Source organism: Citrobacter amalonaticus, assembly GCF_001559075.2.
GTDB lineage: Bacteria > Pseudomonadota > Gammaproteobacteria > Enterobacterales > Enterobacteriaceae > Citrobacter_A > Citrobacter_A amalonaticus_F.
Genome location: NZ_CP014015.2, coordinates 2,866,319 through 2,885,330, shown reverse-complemented (window position 1 = coordinate 2,885,330; position 19,012 = coordinate 2,866,319). Strand labels below are relative to the sequence as shown.

The following is a 19,012-nucleotide window of genomic DNA, read 5'->3' as shown; positions in this document are numbered from 1 at the left end:
TACACCTTGTCAGTGACTGGGGTGAAAAAATGCAGTCAACGCGCTTGTGGCACGAAAGGCGAAGTTCAGAATGATTCTCAATTTGGCAGGGTATACCCCAGGCTGATACCATTGACAGCACTTACACAATTATTGTCGAAATAACCGACACTGATGGACAGAATTCATGGCTATCTCAATCAAGACCCCTGAAGAAATCGAAAAAATGCGCGTCGCGGGCCGTCTGGCCGCGGAAGTGCTGGAGATGATCGAACCGTATATCAAACCGGGTGTCAGCACGGGTGAACTGGATCGTATCTGTAACGACTACATCGTTAACGAGCAGCATGCGATCTCTGCTTGCCTCGGCTATCACGGTTATCCGAAATCCGTCTGCATCTCTATTAATGAAGTGGTGTGTCACGGTATCCCGGATGATGCCAAACATCTAAAAGATGGCGATATCGTCAACATCGACGTGACCGTCATTAAAGACGAGTACCACGGCGATACCTCCAAAATGTTTATCGTCGGCAAACCGACCATTCTGGGCGAACGTCTGTGCCGCGTCACCCAGGAAAGCCTGTATCTGGCGCTGCGAATGGTGAAACCGGGTATCCGTCTGCGGACTCTCGGCGCGGCGATCCAGAAATATGCGGAAGGCGAAGGTTTCTCCGTGGTGCGTGAATACTGCGGACACGGTATTGGCCGCGGCTTCCACGAAGAGCCGCAGGTGCTGCACTATGATGCGGACGACGGCGGCGTAGTGCTGCAGCCGGGCATGACCTTTACCATTGAACCGATGCTCAACGCCGGTGATTACCGCATCCGTACGATGAAAGATGGCTGGACGGTAAAAACCAAAGACCGGAGCTTGTCTGCACAATACGAGCATACTATTGTGGTGACCGAAAACGGCTGTGAAATTCTGACGTTACGTAAGGATGACACTATTCCGGCGGTCTTCACGCACGACGCATAACTTTTTTGCCTGATGGCGCTCTCGCTTATCAGGCCTACAAATGGCACTATTCCGTAGGCCGGATAAGGCACTTTCGCCATATCCGGCTTTTTTAATGGGTGGCGCATAATGAATACACTTCCTGAACAGCACGCGAATACCGCACTCCCCACCCTCCCCGGTCAGCCGCAGAACCCGGGGGCCTGGTCTCGCGACGAACTCACCGTCTCCGGAATCAAAACGCATATCGACGCTTTCCAGCAGTGGTTAGGCGATGCCTTCGACAGCGGGATTTCCGCCGAACAGCTGATTGAAGCCCGGACCGAATTTATCGACCAGTTGCTGCAACGTCTGTGGATCGACGCCGGTTTTGGGCAGATTGCCGATCTGGCGCTGGTCGCCGTTGGCGGATACGGGCGCGGTGAACTGCACCCGCTTTCCGATATCGACCTGCTCATCCTGAGTCGTAAAAAATTACCGGACGATCAGGCGCAAAAGGTCGGCGAGCTGCTGACATTGCTGTGGGACGTCAAACTGGAGGTCGGGCACAGCGTGCGTACGCTGGAAGAGTGCCTGCTGGAAGGGTTGTCAGATCTGACCGTCGCCACCAACCTGATTGAGACCCGTCTGTTGATTGGCGACGTCGCCCTTTTTCTGGAGCTGCAAAAACATATCTTCAGCGAAGGTTTCTGGCCCTCCGACAAATTCTACGCCGCCAAAGTAGAAGAACAGCATCAGCGCCACCAGCGCTATCACGGCACCAGCTATAACCTTGAGCCGGATATCAAAAGTAGCCCCGGCGGTCTGCGCGATATCCACACGCTGCAGTGGGTCGCCCGTCGCCATTTTGGCGCTACCTCGCTCGACGAAATGGTCGGCTTCGGCTTTTTGACTCAGGCAGAGCGCGCTGAGCTCAACGAGTGCCTGCACATTCTGTGGCGCATTCGTTTTGCCCTGCATTTAGTGGTCAGTCGTTACGATAACCGCCTGCTGTTCGATCGCCAGTTGAGCGTCGCTCAGCGCCTGAACTACAGCGGCGAAGGCAACGAACCGGTTGAGCAGATGATGAAGGATTATTTCCGTGTCACCCGCCGCGTCACTGAACTCAACCAGATGCTGCTACAGCTGTTTGACGAAGCGATCCTCGCGCTGTCTGCCGACGAAAAGCCGCGTCCTATTGATGACGATTTTCAACTGCGCGGCACGCTGATCGATCTGCGTCAGGACGATCTGTTCATCCGCGAACCGGAAGCGATCCTGCGGATGTTCTACACCATGGTCCGCAACAGTGCGATCACCGGGATCTACTCCACCACCCTTCGCCATCTGCGCCATGCGCGCCGCCACCTGAACCAGCCGCTGTGCTATATCCCGGAGGCGCGCTCGTTGTTTCTCAGTATGCTGCGTCACCCAGGCGCGGTCAGCCGCGGCCTGCTGCCGATGCACCGCCATAGCGTGCTGTGGGCCTACATGCCGCAGTGGTCACGTATTGTCGGGCAGATGCAGTTTGACCTGTTCCATGCTTACACGGTAGACGAGCACACGATTCGCGTGATGCTGAAGCTGGAAAGTTTTGCCAAAGAAGAGACCCGCCAGCGCCACCCGCTGTGCGTGGATCTCTGGCCGCGTCTGCGGCAGCCCGAGCTGATTTTCATCGCCGCGCTATTCCATGACATCGCCAAAGGACGCGGCGGCGACCACTCGGTGCTGGGCGCGCAGGACGTGCTCAAGTTTGCGGAACTGCACGGCCTGAACTCGCGCGAAACGCAGTTGATTGCCTGGCTGGTTCGCCAGCACCTGCTGATGTCGGTGACCGCCCAGCGCCGGGATATTCAGGATCCTGAAGTGATTAAGCAGTTCGCCGAAGAGGTGCAGACGGAACATCGCCTGCGCTTCCTGGTTTGCCTGACGGTGGCAGATATATGCGCCACCAACGAAACGCTATGGAACAGCTGGAAGCAAAGTCTGTTGCGTGAACTGTACTTCGCCACGGAAAAACAGCTGCGTCGGGGAATGCAAAACACGCCGGATATGCGCGAACGCGTGCGCCATCACCAGTTGCAGGCGCTGGCGCTGCTGCGGATGGATAACATTGATGAAGAAGCGTTGCACCATATCTGGTCGCGCTGTCGCGCCAACTACTTCGTGCGCCACAGCCCGAACCAGTTGGCCTGGCATGCGCGTCATCTGTTGCAGCACGATCTCAGCGAGCCGCTAATTCTGCTCAGCCCGCAGGCAACGCGCGGCGGGACGGAAATCTTCATCTGGAGTCCGGATCGCCCGTATCTGTTTGCCGCCGTCTGCGCCGAGCTGGACCGACGTAACCTCAGCGTCCACGATGCGCAGATTTTCACAACCCGCGATGGCATGGCGATGGACACCTTTATCGTCCTGGAACCGGACGGCAGCCCGCTGTCGTCAGACAGGCATGAAGCCATCCGCTTTGGGCTGGAACAGGCGATCACCCAGCGCAGTTGGCAGCCGCCGCAGCCGCGTCGACAGCCGGCAAAATTGCGCCACTTTACCGTCGATACCGAGGTCACGTTCCTGCCCACGCACACTGACCGCAAATCGTTCCTCGAGCTTATCGCGCTCGATCAGCCAGGGCTGCTGGCGAGGGTCGGGCAAATTTTTGCCGATCTGGGAATTTCGCTTCATGGCGCCCGAATTACAACCATTGGCGAGCGAGTAGAAGATTTATTCATAATCGCTACAGCGGACCGGCGTGCGCTTAATAATGCGCTGCAGCAGGAAGTGCATCAACGGTTGACAGAGGCCCTCAATCCAAACGATAAAGGGTAGTGTGTTTATTTATAGGGAAAGAGTTTAACAATGCAGCAGTTACAGAACGTTATTGAGACCGCTTTTGAGCGCCGTGCCGACATTACTCCGGCCAATGTGGATACCGTGACCCGTGAAGCGGTGAATCAGGTGATTTCCCTGCTGGATTCCGGCGCGCTGCGCGTGGCAGAAAAGGTAGACGGTCAGTGGGTGACTCACCAGTGGTTGAAGAAAGCGGTTCTGCTCTCTTTCCGTATCAACGATAACCAGGTGATCGATGGCGCGGAAAGCCGCTACTTCGATAAGGTGCCGATGAAATTCGCCGACTACGACGACGCACGTTTCCAGAAAGAAGGCTTCCGTGTGGTTCCGCCCGCGGCGGTACGTCAGGGTGCATTTATCGCCCGTAACACCGTGCTGATGCCGTCCTATGTCAACATCGGCGCTTACGTTGATGAAGGCACGATGGTTGATACCTGGGCAACCGTGGGTTCCTGTGCGCAGATCGGTAAAAACGTTCACCTGTCCGGTGGCGTTGGCATCGGTGGTGTACTGGAGCCGCTGCAGGCGAACCCGACCATCATCGAAGACAACTGCTTTATCGGCGCGCGTTCTGAAGTCGTAGAAGGCGTGATTGTCGAAGAAGGCTCGGTGATTTCGATGGGCGTTTATATTGGTCAGAGCACCCGTATTTACGACCGTGAAACCGGTGAAGTCCATTATGGCCGCGTTCCGGCAGGCTCCGTTGTCGTTTCCGGCAACCTGCCATCGAAAGATGGCAAGTACAGCCTGTACTGTGCGGTGATTGTGAAAAAAGTCGACGCCAAAACCCGCGGCAAGGTCGGCATCAACGAGTTGTTGCGTACCATCGACTAACGGCGATTTGAAAAAGCGGGCTAAGCCCGCTTTTTTTACATCTGCGAGTGGCAGAAACAGGGCTTTTCGTTAATTATTCAATAGTTATAGTGAGCTTAAGGGTACCGCTATGTATGACAATCTGAAAAGTCTGGGCATTACTAATCCTGAAGAAATCGATCGTTACAGCCTGCGGCAAGAAGCCAACAACGATATCCTGAAAATCTATTTCCAGAAGGATAAAGGTGAGTTCTTTGCCAAAAGCGTGAAGTTTAAATACCCCCGCCAGCGCAAAACCGTGGTCGCCGATGGGGTGGGTCAGGGATACAAAGAGGTGCAGGAGATCAGTCCAAACCTGCGCTATGTGATCGACGAACTCGATCAGATCTGCCAGCGCGATCGCACTGAAGTCGATCTGAAACGTAAGATCCTTGATGACTTACGCCATCTGGAAAGCGTGGTGGCGAATAAGATCACCGAAATCGAAGCCGATCTGGAAAAACTGACGCGTAAATAAGCCGTTTGTTGCCGGATGGCGGCGTCATACGCCTTGTCCGGCCTACAGGTACATCCTCATACGCCTTATCAGGCCTACGTAGGCCTGATAAGCGTAGCGCCATCAGGCAATGAATCAACGCTGCTCATCGAGCTGTAACGCCACGTACAGCAGCAGCCGATCGTCGAAATTCCCCAAATCCAGCCCGGTCAATTCCGAGATACGATTCAGTCGATACTCCAGCGTATTCCGGTGAATAAACAGCGCTTTAGAGGTCGCCAGCGGCTGCACGTTGTGGCGAAACCATGCCGCCAGAGTGCGGCGCAACAGGCCGTTATTGTCCATCGCCTTCAGGCGCACCAGCGGGCGTGCCAGCTCATTGGCCTGCCAGCCGCCGCGCAGACTGTCGAGCAGAACCGGCAGCATCAAATCCTGATAAAAGTAGCTGCGGCTTTCCGGCATTCGTTGTTTGCCGACCATCATCGTCGTGCGCGCAGTGCGGTACGAACGCGCAATACTGCCAGGCCCGGTAAAATAGTTGCCCAGCGAAACGCGAAAGCGCAACTGCCCGTTCTCTTTCATGCGCGCAATCAGTTGCTCAACGCGCTTGCGATGATCTTCGGCATCCCAACGGCCAAACGAATTCAGCGCCGGTTTTAACACCACCATCTCGGTCAGCGAAACAATCGCAATCAGGTTATTACGCTCCGGGGTAGTCAGGGCGTTCTGTAACTGCTGCAACTCCGCCATCGCGCTGTCCACGCCGAGTTGTCCGCTGTCGACTTCCACCACCGCCACCACGCGCGGCTGATTGAGGTCGATACCTAAACGTTGCGCCCACTCGGTCAACGCAGGCGTGTTCTCTTCCGCCTGAATCAGGTTCATCACCAGCTCTTCACGCAGGCGACTGTCCTGCGCCAGCAGGTGCATCAGGCGCGACTGCTCCAGCATCATCTCCGCTGTCATGCACACCAGTTCGCCATATTTGCGCAGATGTTCAGGTTCGCCAGTCAGGCCAATCACGCCGACGATCTCGCCTTCCAGACGCAGCGGCAGGTTGATCCCCTGACGAACGCCGTGCAGATGACGCGCAACGGCATCATCGATATCCACCACGCGGCCCTGAGAGAGGACTAACAGCGCGCCTTCGTGCAATTCCCCAATACGCTCGCGATCGCCGCTGCCGATGATCCGTCCACGGGCATCCATCACGTTGATATTGGTATCAATAATGCGCATCGTGCGTGCCACGATATCCTGCGCCATTTTGGTATCAAGATGCCAGCCAGCCATAAAGCCCTCCTGTGAGCAGAGCTCCAGCATAAAGAAGATAATAAACGCTGACATTGTGCAGATGCACAAAGCAAAGGGAAGAAGTATGGAGTTGTGGGAAATATCACAAAAAGAAACCCCCTCCTGTGACAGGAAGGGGTTTTGGGGAGATTACTGCATCAACAGGTAGATATTGCTGTCGCCACGCTGAATGTTCAGCGCCAGGACAGACGGTTTGCTGTCGAGGATTTTACGCAGTTCGGCGATGTTTTTCACCGGCTGCTGGTTAGCGCCGACAATCACATCCCCTTTCTTCAGGCCAATCTGCGCCGCCGGGGTGTTCGCTTTCACGTTGTTCACCACGACGCCTTTATCCTGACCTTTGTTACTCATTTCAGCCCCTTCAATACCGCTGAAGATGGAGCTGGAATCAACCTGAGTCTGGCTGCTCTGCTGCAGTTCCAGATTCACGGTAACCGGCTTACCGTCGCGCAGCAGGCCGAGGGTAATTTTGCTGCCCACCGGCATGGTGCCAACCTGCGCACGCAGTGCGGCGAAGCTGCTGATCGGTTTACCGTTCAGGGAGGTGATCACATCCCCGGCTTTAATTCCGGCCTTCGAAGCAGACGAGTTCGGCATGACCTGGCTGACAAACGCGCCGCGCTGCGCATCGACTTTCATCGCTTTCGCCAGTTCGGAGCTCAGTTCGGTCCCCATAATCCCCAGCTCACCGCGTTTCACCTGGCCGAATTCCACCATCTGGGAGGTCAGGTTTTTCACCATATTGCTCGGGATCGCAAAACCGATACCGATGTTGCCGCCGTCCGGCGCGAGGATCGCCGTGTTAATACCGATCAGCTCGCCGTTCAGGTTAACCAACGCACCGCCGGAGTTACCGCGGTTGATCGCCGCATCGGTCTGGATGAAGTTTTCATAGTTCTGCGCATTCAGGCCGCTACGACCCAGCGCAGAGACGATACCGGAAGTGACCGTCTCACCCAGGCCAAACGGGTTACCGATGGCGACAGTGTAATCCCCCACGCGCAGCGTGTCGGAGTCAGCCAGCTTAATCGCCGTCAGGTTTTTCGGATCCTGAATCTGGATCAGCGCAATATCAGAACGCGGGTCTTTGCCGACGATCTTAGCGTCGAATTTACGGCCATCGCTCAGTTGAACCTTAATCACCGTGGCGTTATCCACCACGTGGTTGTTGGTGACGACATAGCCTTTCGCGGCATCAATGATGACACCGGAACCCAGCGCCATGAACTTCTGCTGCTGGCCGCCGCCGTTACCGCCCTGCGCGCCGCCCTGGCAGAATGGCGAGCTCTGGAACGGTGAACCTTCCTGGCAGAACGGGGAATCATCACCAAAGAACTGCTGGAAATTACGCGGCATCCGCGGTGTATTGACGGTTGTGCTACCTTCCACGTTAATGCTGACCACCGATGGCATCACTTTTTCGAGCATCGGTGCCAGACTTGGCATCTGCTGTGCGGTTGTCGCTGATGCAGTTTCAGCCGCCGTTGCAGAAAGCGGGGATAACGCCAAACCTAAACTCAGAGCCAGTGCACTCATTGCTAATGTGGTTTTTTTCATGTGTCTCAATCTCAATTAACAGATAACGCAAAATTGCTGTGTACGTCAGATTCATTTTATAGCGCTAAGTTCCGGGCAGAAGTTTATGGAAAAGGTAAAAATTTATTGTCCGTCTTTACAAAACTCTGCTTATTGTTCGACCGCCATCAGACGACGATATTCATCCCAGGCGTAGAGGTCGGTCATGCCGCTGATATAATCCTGGATCAGTCGACAACGGTAATAATATTCCAGCACGGGATACTCAGGTGAATCTGACGTTAATTTCCCCACGGCCTCCACATAGGCCAGTCGGTGACGCGTTGACAGTTTCTGAAATAAGCGCGATTCGATAGGAAAACGCGGCAACCGCTCTTTTTCCACCAGCTCGCTGAAATCCGCAAGCGGCAGGCTTAATAAAGGACGGTAGATATCGAGTAAGCCGCTGATCACCCGATAGCCCTGTAATTCGAGCTGCTCTACATCAGGATGGCTAAACACATGTTTCATCGCAACATTTTTATAGATCTTCAGCAGACGGCTAAAGCTGCTGCCATCTTCCAGTAACGCCTGATTAAACCGCCCATCAAAGATTTGTTCCAGGTTATCAATAAAACGCTGCGCCGCGTAGGGCACCAGTTTATTCAGCGTATTCACTCGCAAATACATGAAAAATTGATCTTCAGTACTGCGACTCAGATAATTCGCACGTGATTTGTCCCAGGCATTTTCGACAACCTGCGCAAAGAGCGAACCTTTCTCATGCTCCCCCCAGGCCTCATGTAAATGATGATAGAGTTGCTCAACGCTGAAGATTCTTTTCTCTACCGCATCTTCCAGATCGGCGACGCAATAAGAGATATCGTCGGCGGCTTCCATTATCCACGTTAACGGAAAGCGACTGTAAACCGCGAGATCGAGTTCTTTACGTAACCTCGCAATATACGGTTCTTCAGAAAGATAATAGCCCGGTTTTTTCATTAAATAGTTGTGCGTCGCGGGCGTGTCTCCCCGCCACCATGCCGGGCGGGTATATTTTAAGATCCCGCCGACCTGGGCCCATGTCAGGTTCATTCGCATCAAGGTATGGACCAGCCGAATCCCCTGGGCATTCCCTTCAAAGTGACACAGATCCTGGCGTACTTTACGGCGGATATCGTTCAACGACTCCTCGCCTTCGCGCAGACGCAACGTCGCCACAATGCAACGATCTTCGGTTAAGGGTTGGCTTTCCGCATCCGCCGGATGTAAACGCTGGCGAAACCAGTCATTGATCGCCGCCTCGCCAAAGTGCCCAAACGGCGGGTTGCCAATGTCATGCATCAGGCAGGACATTTCGACGATGCTCTCAAACGGTCCCGTTAACTCATCCAGGCCGTATTGTTCCAGCAGTTTCTGTTCTTTGAGGCGGCTTAAAATCTCTTTGGCGATATAGCGCCCCACCTGCTGAACTTCCATCGAATGGGTAAGACGCGTACGCACGGCGGCATTACGCTCAAGGGGAAACACCTGGGTTTTTTGCTGCAGGCGACGGATCGCCGGAGAGTTAATAATGCGTCCACGGTCGCTTTCAAAAATGCGCAGGATCTCATGCTCGGTTTTTACCCCTTGCGGAGAACGAAAACGACGGTGCCAGTTTATTTTTTTCCGGAAATCAATCTGTGACATGTCCTCTCCCGCGTGAGAATGCACTTCGCCTTAAGCGCATGATAGACTATGCCTTTAAATCTCACCTGGCGCGAGTAAATCTATGAAAATCGGCATCATTGGTGCAATGGAAGAAGAGGTTACGCTGCTGCGTGACAAAATCGAAAACCGTCAAACTCTCACCCTGGGCGGTTGTGAAATTTACACCGGTCAGCTTAACGGAACCGACGTTGCGCTGCTGAAATCCGGTATTGGTAAAGTGGCGGCGGCGCTGGGCGCTACGCTGCTGCTCGAACGCTGCAAGCCGGACGTCATTATTAACACTGGCTCAGCGGGCGGTCTCGCACCAACCCTGAAAGTGGGTGACATTGTGGTTTCTGATGAAGCGCGCTATCACGACGCTGACGTCACCGCATTTGGTTATGAGTTCGGCCAACTGCCGGGCTGCCCGGCCGGTTTTAAAGCCGATGAAAAACTGATTGCCGCAGCAGAATCCTGCATTGCGAAGCTGAACCTGAATGCCGTTCGCGGTCTGATCGTCAGCGGCGATGCGTTTATCAACGGTTCCGTGGGACTGGCAAAAATCCAGCATAACTTCCCGCAGGCGATTGCCGTTGAAATGGAAGCCACCGCGATTGCTCATGTTTGCCATAACTTTAAGGTGCCGTTTGTGGTGGTCCGCGCGATCTCTGATGTCGCCGATCAGCAGTCTCATCTCAGCTTTGATGAGTTCCTGGCCGTTGCCGCGAAGCAATCCACGCTGATGGTCGAATCGCTGGTACAGAAACTGGCGCATGGTTAAATCCCTCTCCAGGGCGCTTGCCGCCCTGCTATTAGCCCTTCCGGTGTGGCTGCATGCCGCGCCGCGCGTGATTTCACTCTCTCCTGCCAACACGGAACTCGCCTTTGCCGCCGGAATCACGCCCGTTGGCGTCAGCAGCTATTCAGACTATCCGCCACAGGCGCAAGGCATTGAACAGGTCTCGACCTGGCAAGGCATGAATCTGGAACGGATTGTGGCGCTGAAGCCGGATCTGGTCCTCGCCTGGCGCGGCGGCAATGCCGAACGACAGGTGAATCAACTCACTTCGTTGGGTATCAAGGTCATGTGGATCGATGCCGTCACCATCGAACAGATTGCCGACATGTTGCAGAAGCTGGCCGCCTTTAGCCCACATCCCGAAATGGCAAGGCACGCCGCGCAAACCTTGCTGGACGACTATTCGCAGCTAAAATCTCAGTATGCAGGCAAAGCGAAAAAACGCGTGTTTTTGCAGTTTGGCATCAATCCGCCCTTTACCAGCGGAAAAGGGTCGATTCAAAACGAGGTTATTGAGATCTGCGGTGGAGAAAACATCTTTGCCGGCAGTCGGGTTCCCTGGCCGCAGGTTAGTCGCGAACAGGTGCTGGCGCGCGCACCGCAAGCGATCGTTGTCGCCGGAGATGCGGGTGAAATTCTCAAAATTAAGCAATACTGGGGTGATCAGCTACAAATTCCGGTAATTCCCCTCACCAGTGACTGGTTTGAACGCGCAAGCCCGCGTATTATCCTCGCCGCAAAACAACTCTGTAATGCGCTTTCCCAGGTGAATTAGCGCCTGCCCCAACAGGTGTGTTGTGAGGATTTGAATCATGCTCGTCTATTGGCTGGATATTGTAGGCACAGCGGTATTTGCTATCTCTGGCGTATTACTGGCCGGAAAACTGCGTATGGACCCGTTTGGCGTGCTGGTATTGGGCGTTGTTACCGCCGTGGGCGGCGGGACGATCCGTGATATGGCACTAGATAACGGTCCCGTTTTCTGGGTTAAAGATCCTACCGATCTGGTGGTGGCGATGGTCACCAGCATGTTGACGATCCTGCTGGTGCGTCAGCCCCGACGCTTACCCAAATGGATGTTGCCGGTGCTGGACGCCGTCGGTCTGGCAGTGTTTGTGGGTATCGGCGTCAACAAAGCATTTATTGCAGGAACGGGGCCGCTGGTAGCGATCTGTATGGGCGTCATCACCGGCGTGGGCGGCGGTATTATTCGCGATGTGCTGGCACGAGAAATCCCGATGATCCTGCGTACGGAAATCTACGCAACGGCCTGTATTATCGGCGGGATTGTCCACGCAACCGCGTATTACACCTTCGCGATGCCGCTGGAAGCCGCCAGTATGATGGGGATGGTTGTGACGCTGGTAATTCGCCTCGCGGCGATCCGCTGGCATCTGAAGCTGCCGACATTTGCGTTAGATGAGAATAGCCGTTGACTTGATTTTGCCCGATGGCGCTGCGCTTATCGGGCCTACAACAGAACAACACCGTAGGCCGGATAAGGCATTTATGCCGTCATCCGGCATGACAGATAGCAATCAGATGCTGAAGGAAGAGCCACACCCGCAGGTGCTTTTCGCATTCGGGTTGGTGACTACAAAGCGAGAACCTTCCAGACCCTCGGTGTAGTCAACAGAACCGCCGACCAGATACTGCAGGCTCATAGGGTCAACCACCAGGCCAACGCCCTGTTTCTCGATGGTCATATCACCTTCGTTGACCTGGTCATCAAAGGTAAAACCATACTGGAAACCGCTGCATCCTCCCCCGGTGATATACACACGCAGTTTCAGGTTCGGGTTTTCTTCGTCAGCGATCAGGCTTTTTACTTTATTGGCTGCTGCTTCAGTAAATTGCAGTGGCAGCGCTACGTCATCACTCATATTTTTGCTCCAAACGACATCGGCAATTGGGCAAATTCTGACCCAATATTAACGCCATTATCTAATACCCTGGTATTTCATTCAAGTATTCTCGCCAGCGGTGGTCGTCTGACTTTTTGCCGCCTGCTCCGCTTCCTGCTTCGCCAGCGTGCGGGCAAGGATAGTGGAGTATAGCGGTTTTCCGCCCAGGAATTGTGCCAATAGTGTTGCGCCAAGACAGGTAATAATCATTGGCAAAATGAGCTGATAGTTATCGGTCATCTCCAGCACCAGCACAATCCCGGTCAACGGCGCGCGCACTGAGGCCGCCAGCAGCGCACCCATACCGGCGATGGCAAACGTTCCGGCCTCAAGCTGATAATGCGGAAAACCTGCTGCCGCCGCCATGCCAAATGCGGTACCCAACAGCGTACCCAGCGCCAGCATCGGCGCAAAGATCCCGCCGGGCGCACCGGAAGAGAAACAAAGCAACGTGGTGATCACTCGTGCGATAAAGATAAACAGCAACAGTCCGACGCTAAAATTGCCCGCCGCCGCAATAGGGATAAGGTTAAAACCGCCGCCTGCCGCCGCTGGTTCAATCAGCCCCAGAATGCCGCACAGACCGCCAATCGCCCCGCCCATCAGCACCCATTTGGTGATGTTTCCATGGTGAAAACGCTGGAACATATCCTGGGTACGCAGTACCAGCTTATTAAAAACCGGCCCCACACAGCCAAAAACCATCCCGAGGATCAGATACAGCCACAACGTATTGACCGGCGCGTTGGACAGTTTCCCTACTTCGATGATCGGCGATTCACCGTTGAAAATGCGGAAAACAATGCTCGACATGATTACGCCGGTAAAGACGGCTTTGATCGAGATAAGGTTATAGCGAAACTGCGGACGCATCTCCTCGATGATAAACAGAATGCCCGCCAGCGGTGCGTTGAAGGCGGCTGAAAGCCCTGCCGCTGCCCCGGTTGCCAACAGCGTATGGCGCGCCTCGGCGCTACGCATGCGGAAGATATCCAGCACCATGCGGCCAATATTACCGCCGATTTGTACCGTCGGCCCTTCGCGTCCCAGCACCATCCCTGCGCCCAGCGTGCCCATCCCACCGAAAAACTTGACCGGCAACACGCGCCACCAGCGTACGGGGCGAAGTTCTTCCAGCGCCCCTTCGATCTCCGGGATCCCCGACCCGCCAGCTTCCGGCGCAAATTTACGCACCAGAAAATAGCCGACCATCGCCAGTAATGCAGAGAGAATAAACGCCAGCGGCCAGAGCAGAATCGGATGGTCAGCCACATTCACTAGCGCACCGATACGCAGGTTTTGCACCCAGCTCACCGCTTTTTCGAACGCCACGCCCGCCAGACCGGTGAGCGTCCCCACCACTGCCGCCATCATTAAGATCGCCAGCGGCGTTTTATCCCGCTCCAGCAGTCGACGAATTTGGTCTCTGCGCCGTAAGCGCACAATTTGCTGTGCTTCAAAAGAGGGAGTTTCTGTCTTCATCAGATGATCATTAATTGGTAATACAAATGCAGAGGCGGCATTGTACTCGCCTCTTACCCGAAAATCCCCTGTAAATCGTAATGTTTCAAATGCGCAAAACTTTCATAACCTTCTCTGAATAACTAGAATAGCGGGCATTCACTTTTTCTACGAACCAGGAACCCATCCATGAGTAAGTCTGAAAACCTCTACAGCGCAGCACGCGAGCTAATCCCCGGCGGCGTTAACTCCCCTGTTCGCGCCTTTACTGGCGTGGGTGGTACTCCGCTGTTTATCGAAAAAGCGGACGGCGCGTATCTGTACGATGTCGATGGTAAAGCCTACATCGATTACGTCGGCTCCTGGGGACCGATGGTACTGGGACACAATCATCCGGCGATCCGCAACGCGGTGATCGACGCGGCTGAGCGTGGCCTGAGCTTCGGCGCGCCGACCGAGATGGAAGTCAAAATGGCGGAACTGGTGACTGAACTGGTACCGACGATGGACATGGTGCGAATGGTCAACTCCGGTACCGAAGCGACCATGAGCGCCATTCGTCTGGCGCGTGGCTTCACCGGCCGCGATAAGATCATCAAATTTGAAGGCTGCTACCACGGCCACGCGGACTGCCTGCTGGTAAAAGCCGGTTCCGGCGCGCTGACCCTGGGCCAGCCGAACTCTCCGGGCGTGCCGGCGGATTTCGCAAAACACACCCTGACCTGTACCTATAACGATCTCAACTCTGTGCGTGCCGCGTTCGAGCAGTTCCCGCAGGAGATCGCCTGTATCATCGTTGAACCAGTCGCGGGCAACATGAACTGCATTCCGCCGCTGCCGGAATTCCTGCCGGGTCTGCGCGCACTGTGCGATGAGTTCGGCGCGCTGCTGATTATCGACGAAGTGATGACCGGCTTCCGCGTAGCGCTGGCTGGCGCACAGGATTACTACAACGTGGTACCGGATCTGACCTGTCTGGGCAAAATCATCGGCGGCGGTATGCCTGTGGGCGCGTTCGGTGGTCGTCGCGACGTGATGGACGCGCTGGCTCCTACGGGTCCGGTCTATCAGGCGGGCACCCTCTCCGGCAACCCGATTGCGATGGCGGCCGGTTTTGCCTGTCTGACCGAAGTGGCGCAGCCGGGCATTCACGAAACGCTGGATGAACTGACGACGCGCCTGGCGGAAGGTCTGCTGGAAGCGGCAGAGGAAACCGCGATCCCACTGGTCGTTAACCACGTTGGCGGCATGTTCGGGATTTTCTTCACCGACGCGAAAACCGTCACCTGCTACCAGGACGTGATGGCCTGCGACGTGGAACGCTTCAAGCGCTTCTTCCACATGATGCTGGACGAGGGGATTTACCTTGCGCCTTCCGCGTTTGAAGCGGGCTTTATGTCCGTGGCGCACAGCATGGAAGACATCAATAACACTATCGACGCCGCGCGTCGGGTGTTTGCTAAGCTGTAACAGAGTACGTTTTAAACCGTAGGCCGGGTAAGGCGAAGCCGCCACCCGGCTTTTTTATTGCCGGATGGCGACGCGAAGCGTCTTATCCGGCCTACACGAAAAACAACCGAATCAACGACTCTGCTTACGTAACAGATAAATAAAGTACGGCGCACCGATAAACGTTGAGAGTATCCCCGCCGGGATCTGATACGGAAACAGCACCATCCGCCCGCACCAGTCGGCAAAGATGAGTAATAATCCTCCCGCCAGCGCCGACATCACAATATGCGGCATCGTTCGACGAAAACCTAACATCCGCGCGATATGCGGCGCCATCAGCCCGACAAAACTCAGCGGACCGATTGTCATTGTGGCGGCAGCCGTCAGACTGGCTGCCAGCAGCAGCAGGCCAACCCGCGATGGTGTCAGCGCGATACCGACTGCGCGGGCGGTATCACCGCCCAGCGGCAAAATCGTCAACCAGCGACGGCACAGTGGCGTGATCGCCAGTAGGATCGCCATCACCACCCCGGTATGCAACACCTGCTGGCCCGTCGCGTTATAGGTCGAACCGGAGATCCAGGTCAGTACCCCGGCCATACGCGGATCGCCGCTTGCCTGTAGCATCATCAACAGCATGGTGAAAGCCGTGCTGAGCGCCATCCCGGCCAGCAGCATACGGTGGGGGGAGAATCCTCCCCGTCCGGCGGCAATCATAATGATCAACAGCGTGGCGGCAGCACCGAGACTCCCGGCTGGCAACAGCCAGCCAAACGCATTGCCCGGCACCAGAAACAGCATCAGCACAACGCCGAACGCCGCGCCGGAGCTGATCCCCAGCACCTCAGGACTCGCCATCGGGTTCCCGGTCAGCCGCTGGATAATACACCCCGCCACCGCCAGCATCACCCCGGCGATCATCGCCGCCAGAATGCGCGGCCAGCGCCAGGGCATCAGTTCTTCCAGTTGCACGCCACTGGCCCAGCTCCAGCCCTGCGCGTCACGCCCCAACGACAGCGCGACATATGCCCCGATCAACAACAGCACGCCGCCGATCAGCGCATAACCCAGCACATGCTGACGTTCCGTCGCCACTCGATCGCTGACGTTCATATCCGGCGCGCTCTGACTTCGCAGACGCGGTAGCAGCCACAGCAGCAGCGGTGCGCCGATCAGCGCCGTCACAGAACCGGTGGACACTTCCATCCATACACGGGTCAGCCAGAGAATGACCTGATCGGACAGCCACAGAATCAGCGCCCCGATCAGCGGAGCCAGCATCAGGCGCGCCAGCAGACGACGCGCGCCCAGCATTTTCGCCAGCAGCGGCGCGAACAGACCGATAAAACCGATAATCCCCACCGCATTGACCAGCAGCGCGCTAAGCACAATCGCCAGCATCAGCGCCGCCAGACGTGCCAGCGACAACGCCAGCCCTAGATTTCGCGCAACGCCATCATCCAGCCCCATCAGGGTTAGCGGGCGCAACAACAACAGAGTGAGCATCACGCCGCCCAGCAGTTGCGGCCACAGACGCTGCACACCGCCCCAGTCAGTTTGCGTCAACGTTCCGGTGCTCCACAGGAACATGCTTTGCAACTGATCGTGGTGAAAGATGACTAACAGTTGGTTGATGGCCCCGCAGTACAGACTGACCACCAGACCGGCAAGGATCAGCGTGACGGGAGAAAGTCGTTTCCCCCAGGCGACGCCAAACACCAGCGCGCCGACAATACAGGCGCCCGCCAGCGCGGCAAACTGCGCGGCCATCACGCCCGGGATCGCCCACAATGTCGTGACCGTCATCCCCAACTGCGCGCCGGTCGCCACGCCCAGCGTGGTCGGTTCCGCTAGCGGGTTACGCAGCACCTGTTGAAAGAGCACGCCAACCAGACCCAGCCCGGCCCCAACCAGTAAGGAGATCACCAGACGAGGGAGAAGGCTGTAATGGAAAATCATCTGCTCGATGACGTCAATATCGGGTGACCACAGCGCCTGCTGCCACTGGGTACGCGGCAGCGCAACGGAGAAATTCGTCCAGGTTAACTCTACGGCGACGATAAACAACAGCGCCAGCAACAGCGCCGGGAAGCGTGCAATACGTTTGCTCACGCTTTGCCCCCCAGCGCATTATCCAGAATGCGTACAAAATTCATGGTCGACAGTGTGGCGCCATAGAACCACACGGGCGGAACGCGCTGGAAACGCCCTTCACGCACGAACGGCATCGCCTGCCAGAGTGGCGTTGCCATCAGCGTGGTCATCTCTTTGTTATTACCATGATCAAAGCAAAGCACATCGGCATCTTTGTAGGCTGCAAGGCGATCAATCCCCACCACCGTGCTGCCCCAGAAATTGGTTTCTCCCTGCCAGGCGTTTCGAATACCGTATTCATCCAGCACATCCTGGAACAGGCAGTTCGGGCCGAAGACCAGCATATGGCGAGGATCGAGAAGGGTGATCAGCAGAAGCGGGCGTTCGCCACGTTGCACAAAGCGCGGTTTCCGGCTGGCGATAAACTGGTCGTATTCCGCCAGATGTCGTTCAGCCGCAGATTCCAGATTCAGCATCTGCGCCATGTCGATCAGCGATCGGCGCGCCACGGCTAAGGGTTGTTTGCCATCGCTGAAGTTGAAGCCGCGTCCGGGCGAAATTCGCGCCAGCGTTTCGGGAGAAGGGCCGTAGCCCGTCGACCAGAACATATAGGAGGGCTTCATTTCGGCCAGCAGTTCAAGATTCGGCTCGGTGCGTAATCCGACATCAATCACCGACGCAGGCAGCGGCGGCTCATTCACCCACAGGCGGTAGTTAGGAATGTCTGCCACGCCATAGGGCGTTACGCCAAGCGCCAGCAACAGCTCGACCGGCAGCCACTCCAGCGCCACGATGCGATGCGGATCGACCGAGGCCGCGCGCGCCGGTTTCATCTGCCAGAGCAGCGGGGAAAGTGCCATCGCCGTTAATAAACGACGACGTGTTATATGGTGTAAGCCGCTCATCAATACACAAAACTCACAGGTGCAGCGCCTGCCGGATGCGGCAGGATCCCCATCGGGATGCCATAAATACGTTCCAGGGTTTCGCTACGCATCAGATCGGCGGGCGTTCCCTGGGCAATCATTTCGCCACCGCGCAAGGCGACTAAGTAGTCACAGTAGCGGGCAGCCATGTTGATATCATGCAGCACGGCGATCACCGTCAGGCCACGCTCCTGACTAAGGCGATGAACCAGCGCCAGCACATCAACCTGGTGGGCAATATCCAGCGCCGAGGTGGGTTCATCCAGCAGCAAACAGCGACTGTCCTGTGCCACCAGCATTGCTATCCACGCACGCTGACGTTCACCACCGGAAAGACTGTCGACCAGACGATGCGCCAGTGGTTTTAACCCTACCAGCGCGATCGCCTCTTCTACTTTTTCTCTGTCCGCGACGCCAAAACGGCCCAGCGCCCCGTGCCACGGATAGCGACCAATCGCCACCAGTTCACGTACGGTCATCCCTTCCGCCTGCGGCAACTGCTGCGGTAAATACGCCACCTTACGGGCAAACGCTTTGCTGTTCCAACTGTTCAGCGGTTGCGCATCGAGCAGGATATCCCCTTCTGACGGCGGCTGATGGCGACCCAACATTTTTAACAACGTGGATTTACCTGAACCGTTGTGACCAATCAGGCCAGTCACTTTACCGACGGGAAAAGTTAACGACAGAGGGTGCAGAAGCGTGCGACCGGGCACGCGAAAGGAGACATCACGCAGTGCAAACGTGGTATCGGGATGATGGGTCTGTTCCTGCATAGCGGCCAAC

At 56.0% G+C, this 19,012-nt stretch carries 17 protein-coding genes; 8 read left to right on the top strand and 9 right to left on the bottom strand.

Features of this window, described 5'->3' with window-relative positions:
• Positions 1 to 166: 166 nt before the first annotated feature.
• The 4 genes from map (at position 167) to AL479_RS13885 (ending at position 5,093) form a co-directional block, all read left to right on the top strand.
• Complete coding sequence (gene map, locus AL479_RS13900; protein WP_061076479.1) at positions 167 to 961, top strand: type I methionyl aminopeptidase; 795 nt, start codon at positions 167 to 169, stop codon at positions 959 to 961.
• Between the two features lie 108 nt (positions 962 to 1,069).
• Positions 1,070 to 3,742, top strand: a complete 2,673-nt coding sequence (glnD, locus tag AL479_RS13895; protein ID WP_061076478.1) for a bifunctional uridylyltransferase/uridylyl-removing protein GlnD — start codon at positions 1,070 to 1,072, stop codon at positions 3,740 to 3,742.
• A 30-nt stretch (positions 3,743 to 3,772) separates the two neighbouring features.
• Complete coding sequence (gene dapD / locus AL479_RS13890; RefSeq protein WP_061076477.1) at positions 3,773 to 4,597, top strand: 2,3,4,5-tetrahydropyridine-2,6-dicarboxylate N-succinyltransferase; 825 nt, start codon at positions 3,773 to 3,775, stop codon at positions 4,595 to 4,597.
• A gap of 109 nt (positions 4,598 to 4,706) precedes the next feature.
• Positions 4,707 to 5,093, top strand: a complete 387-nt coding sequence (locus AL479_RS13885; RefSeq protein ID WP_042997870.1) for a DUF3461 family protein — start codon at positions 4,707 to 4,709, stop codon at positions 5,091 to 5,093.
• Positions 5,094 to 5,207: 114 nt separating this feature from the next.
• On the opposite strand, the gene cdaR is transcribed toward AL479_RS13885, so the two are convergent.
• The 3 genes from cdaR to dgt form a co-directional block, all read right to left on the bottom strand.
• Positions 5,208 to 6,365 (bottom strand): DNA-binding transcriptional regulator CdaR, encoded by a 1,158-nt coding sequence (gene cdaR / locus AL479_RS13880; protein WP_042323710.1) that lies wholly within the window; start codon positions 6,363 to 6,365, stop codon positions 5,208 to 5,210.
• Positions 6,366 to 6,515: 150 nt separating this feature from the next.
• Positions 6,516 to 7,943, bottom strand: coding sequence for a serine endoprotease DegP (degP, locus tag AL479_RS13875; RefSeq protein WP_061076476.1), 1,428 nt, complete (start codon positions 7,941 to 7,943; stop codon positions 6,516 to 6,518).
• Between the two features lie 129 nt (positions 7,944 to 8,072).
• On the bottom strand, positions 8,073 to 9,590 hold the full coding sequence (gene dgt, locus AL479_RS13870; protein WP_061076475.1) for a dGTPase: 1,518 nt from the start codon (positions 9,588 to 9,590) through the stop codon (positions 8,073 to 8,075).
• Between the two features lie 82 nt (positions 9,591 to 9,672).
• Between dgt and mtnN the strand changes: the two genes are divergently transcribed.
• From mtnN to AL479_RS13855, 3 genes are read left to right on the top strand one after another with little or no spacing between them, the layout of a single operon-like run.
• Positions 9,673 to 10,371 (top strand): 5'-methylthioadenosine/S-adenosylhomocysteine nucleosidase, encoded by a 699-nt coding sequence (mtnN, locus tag AL479_RS13865; RefSeq protein WP_046475774.1) that lies wholly within the window; start codon positions 9,673 to 9,675, stop codon positions 10,369 to 10,371.
• Positions 10,364 to 11,164 (top strand): vitamin B12 ABC transporter substrate-binding protein BtuF, encoded by an 801-nt coding sequence (gene btuF / locus AL479_RS13860; RefSeq protein WP_061076474.1) that lies wholly within the window; start codon positions 10,364 to 10,366, stop codon positions 11,162 to 11,164. The genes mtnN and btuF overlap by 8 nt, the downstream gene beginning before the upstream one ends.
• 37 nt (positions 11,165 to 11,201) lie before the next feature.
• The gene (locus tag AL479_RS13855; protein ID WP_042997876.1) at positions 11,202 to 11,825 is read left to right on the top strand and encodes a TRIC cation channel family protein; all 624 of its coding nucleotides are present in this window, start codon (positions 11,202 to 11,204) and stop codon (positions 11,823 to 11,825) included.
• Positions 11,826 to 11,927: 102 nt separating this feature from the next.
• Here the strand turns inward: AL479_RS13855 and erpA are convergent, their stop codons facing one another.
• From erpA to clcA, 3 genes are read right to left on the bottom strand one after another with little or no spacing between them, the layout of a single operon-like run.
• Complete coding sequence (gene erpA / locus AL479_RS13850; RefSeq protein ID WP_042997877.1) at positions 11,928 to 12,272, bottom strand: iron-sulfur cluster insertion protein ErpA; 345 nt, start codon at positions 12,270 to 12,272, stop codon at positions 11,928 to 11,930.
• Complete coding sequence (gene yadW, locus AL479_RS24220) at positions 12,269 to 12,319, bottom strand: small protein YadW (RefSeq protein WP_350396263.1); 51 nt, start codon at positions 12,317 to 12,319, stop codon at positions 12,269 to 12,271. The genes erpA and yadW overlap by 4 nt, the downstream gene beginning before the upstream one ends.
• A 34-nt stretch (positions 12,320 to 12,353) precedes the next feature.
• Positions 12,354 to 13,775: a H(+)/Cl(-) exchange transporter ClcA gene (gene clcA / locus AL479_RS13845; protein WP_061076473.1), complete on the bottom strand. Its 1,422-nt coding sequence runs from the start codon at positions 13,773 to 13,775 to the stop codon at positions 12,354 to 12,356.
• A 168-nt stretch (positions 13,776 to 13,943) separates the two neighbouring features.
• Here clcA and hemL point away from each other — a divergent pair, with 168 nt between their 5' ends.
• Positions 13,944 to 15,224 (top strand): glutamate-1-semialdehyde 2,1-aminomutase, encoded by a 1,281-nt coding sequence (gene hemL / locus AL479_RS13840; RefSeq protein WP_061076472.1) that lies wholly within the window; start codon positions 13,944 to 13,946, stop codon positions 15,222 to 15,224.
• A 111-nt stretch (positions 15,225 to 15,335) separates the two neighbouring features.
• Here the strand turns inward: hemL and fhuB are convergent, their stop codons facing one another.
• The 3 genes from fhuB to fhuC are packed head-to-tail and all read right to left on the bottom strand — an operon-like array spanning position 15,336 to position 19,002.
• The gene (gene fhuB / locus AL479_RS13835; protein WP_061076471.1) at positions 15,336 to 17,318 is read right to left on the bottom strand and encodes a Fe(3+)-hydroxamate ABC transporter permease FhuB; all 1,983 of its coding nucleotides are present in this window, start codon (positions 17,316 to 17,318) and stop codon (positions 15,336 to 15,338) included.
• Positions 17,315 to 18,205 carry a Fe(3+)-hydroxamate ABC transporter substrate-binding protein FhuD gene (gene fhuD / locus AL479_RS13830; RefSeq protein WP_105291759.1) on the bottom strand — a complete coding sequence of 297 codons (891 nt, stop codon included), beginning with the start codon at positions 18,203 to 18,205 and terminating at the stop codon, positions 17,315 to 17,317. The genes fhuB and fhuD overlap by 4 nt, the downstream gene beginning before the upstream one ends.
• Positions 18,205 to 19,002 (bottom strand): Fe3+-hydroxamate ABC transporter ATP-binding protein FhuC, encoded by a 798-nt coding sequence (gene fhuC / locus AL479_RS13825; RefSeq protein ID WP_044255394.1) that lies wholly within the window; start codon positions 19,000 to 19,002, stop codon positions 18,205 to 18,207. Before fhuC ends, fhuD begins: the two co-directional genes overlap by 1 nt.
• Between the last annotated feature and the right edge of the window lie 10 nt (positions 19,003 to 19,012).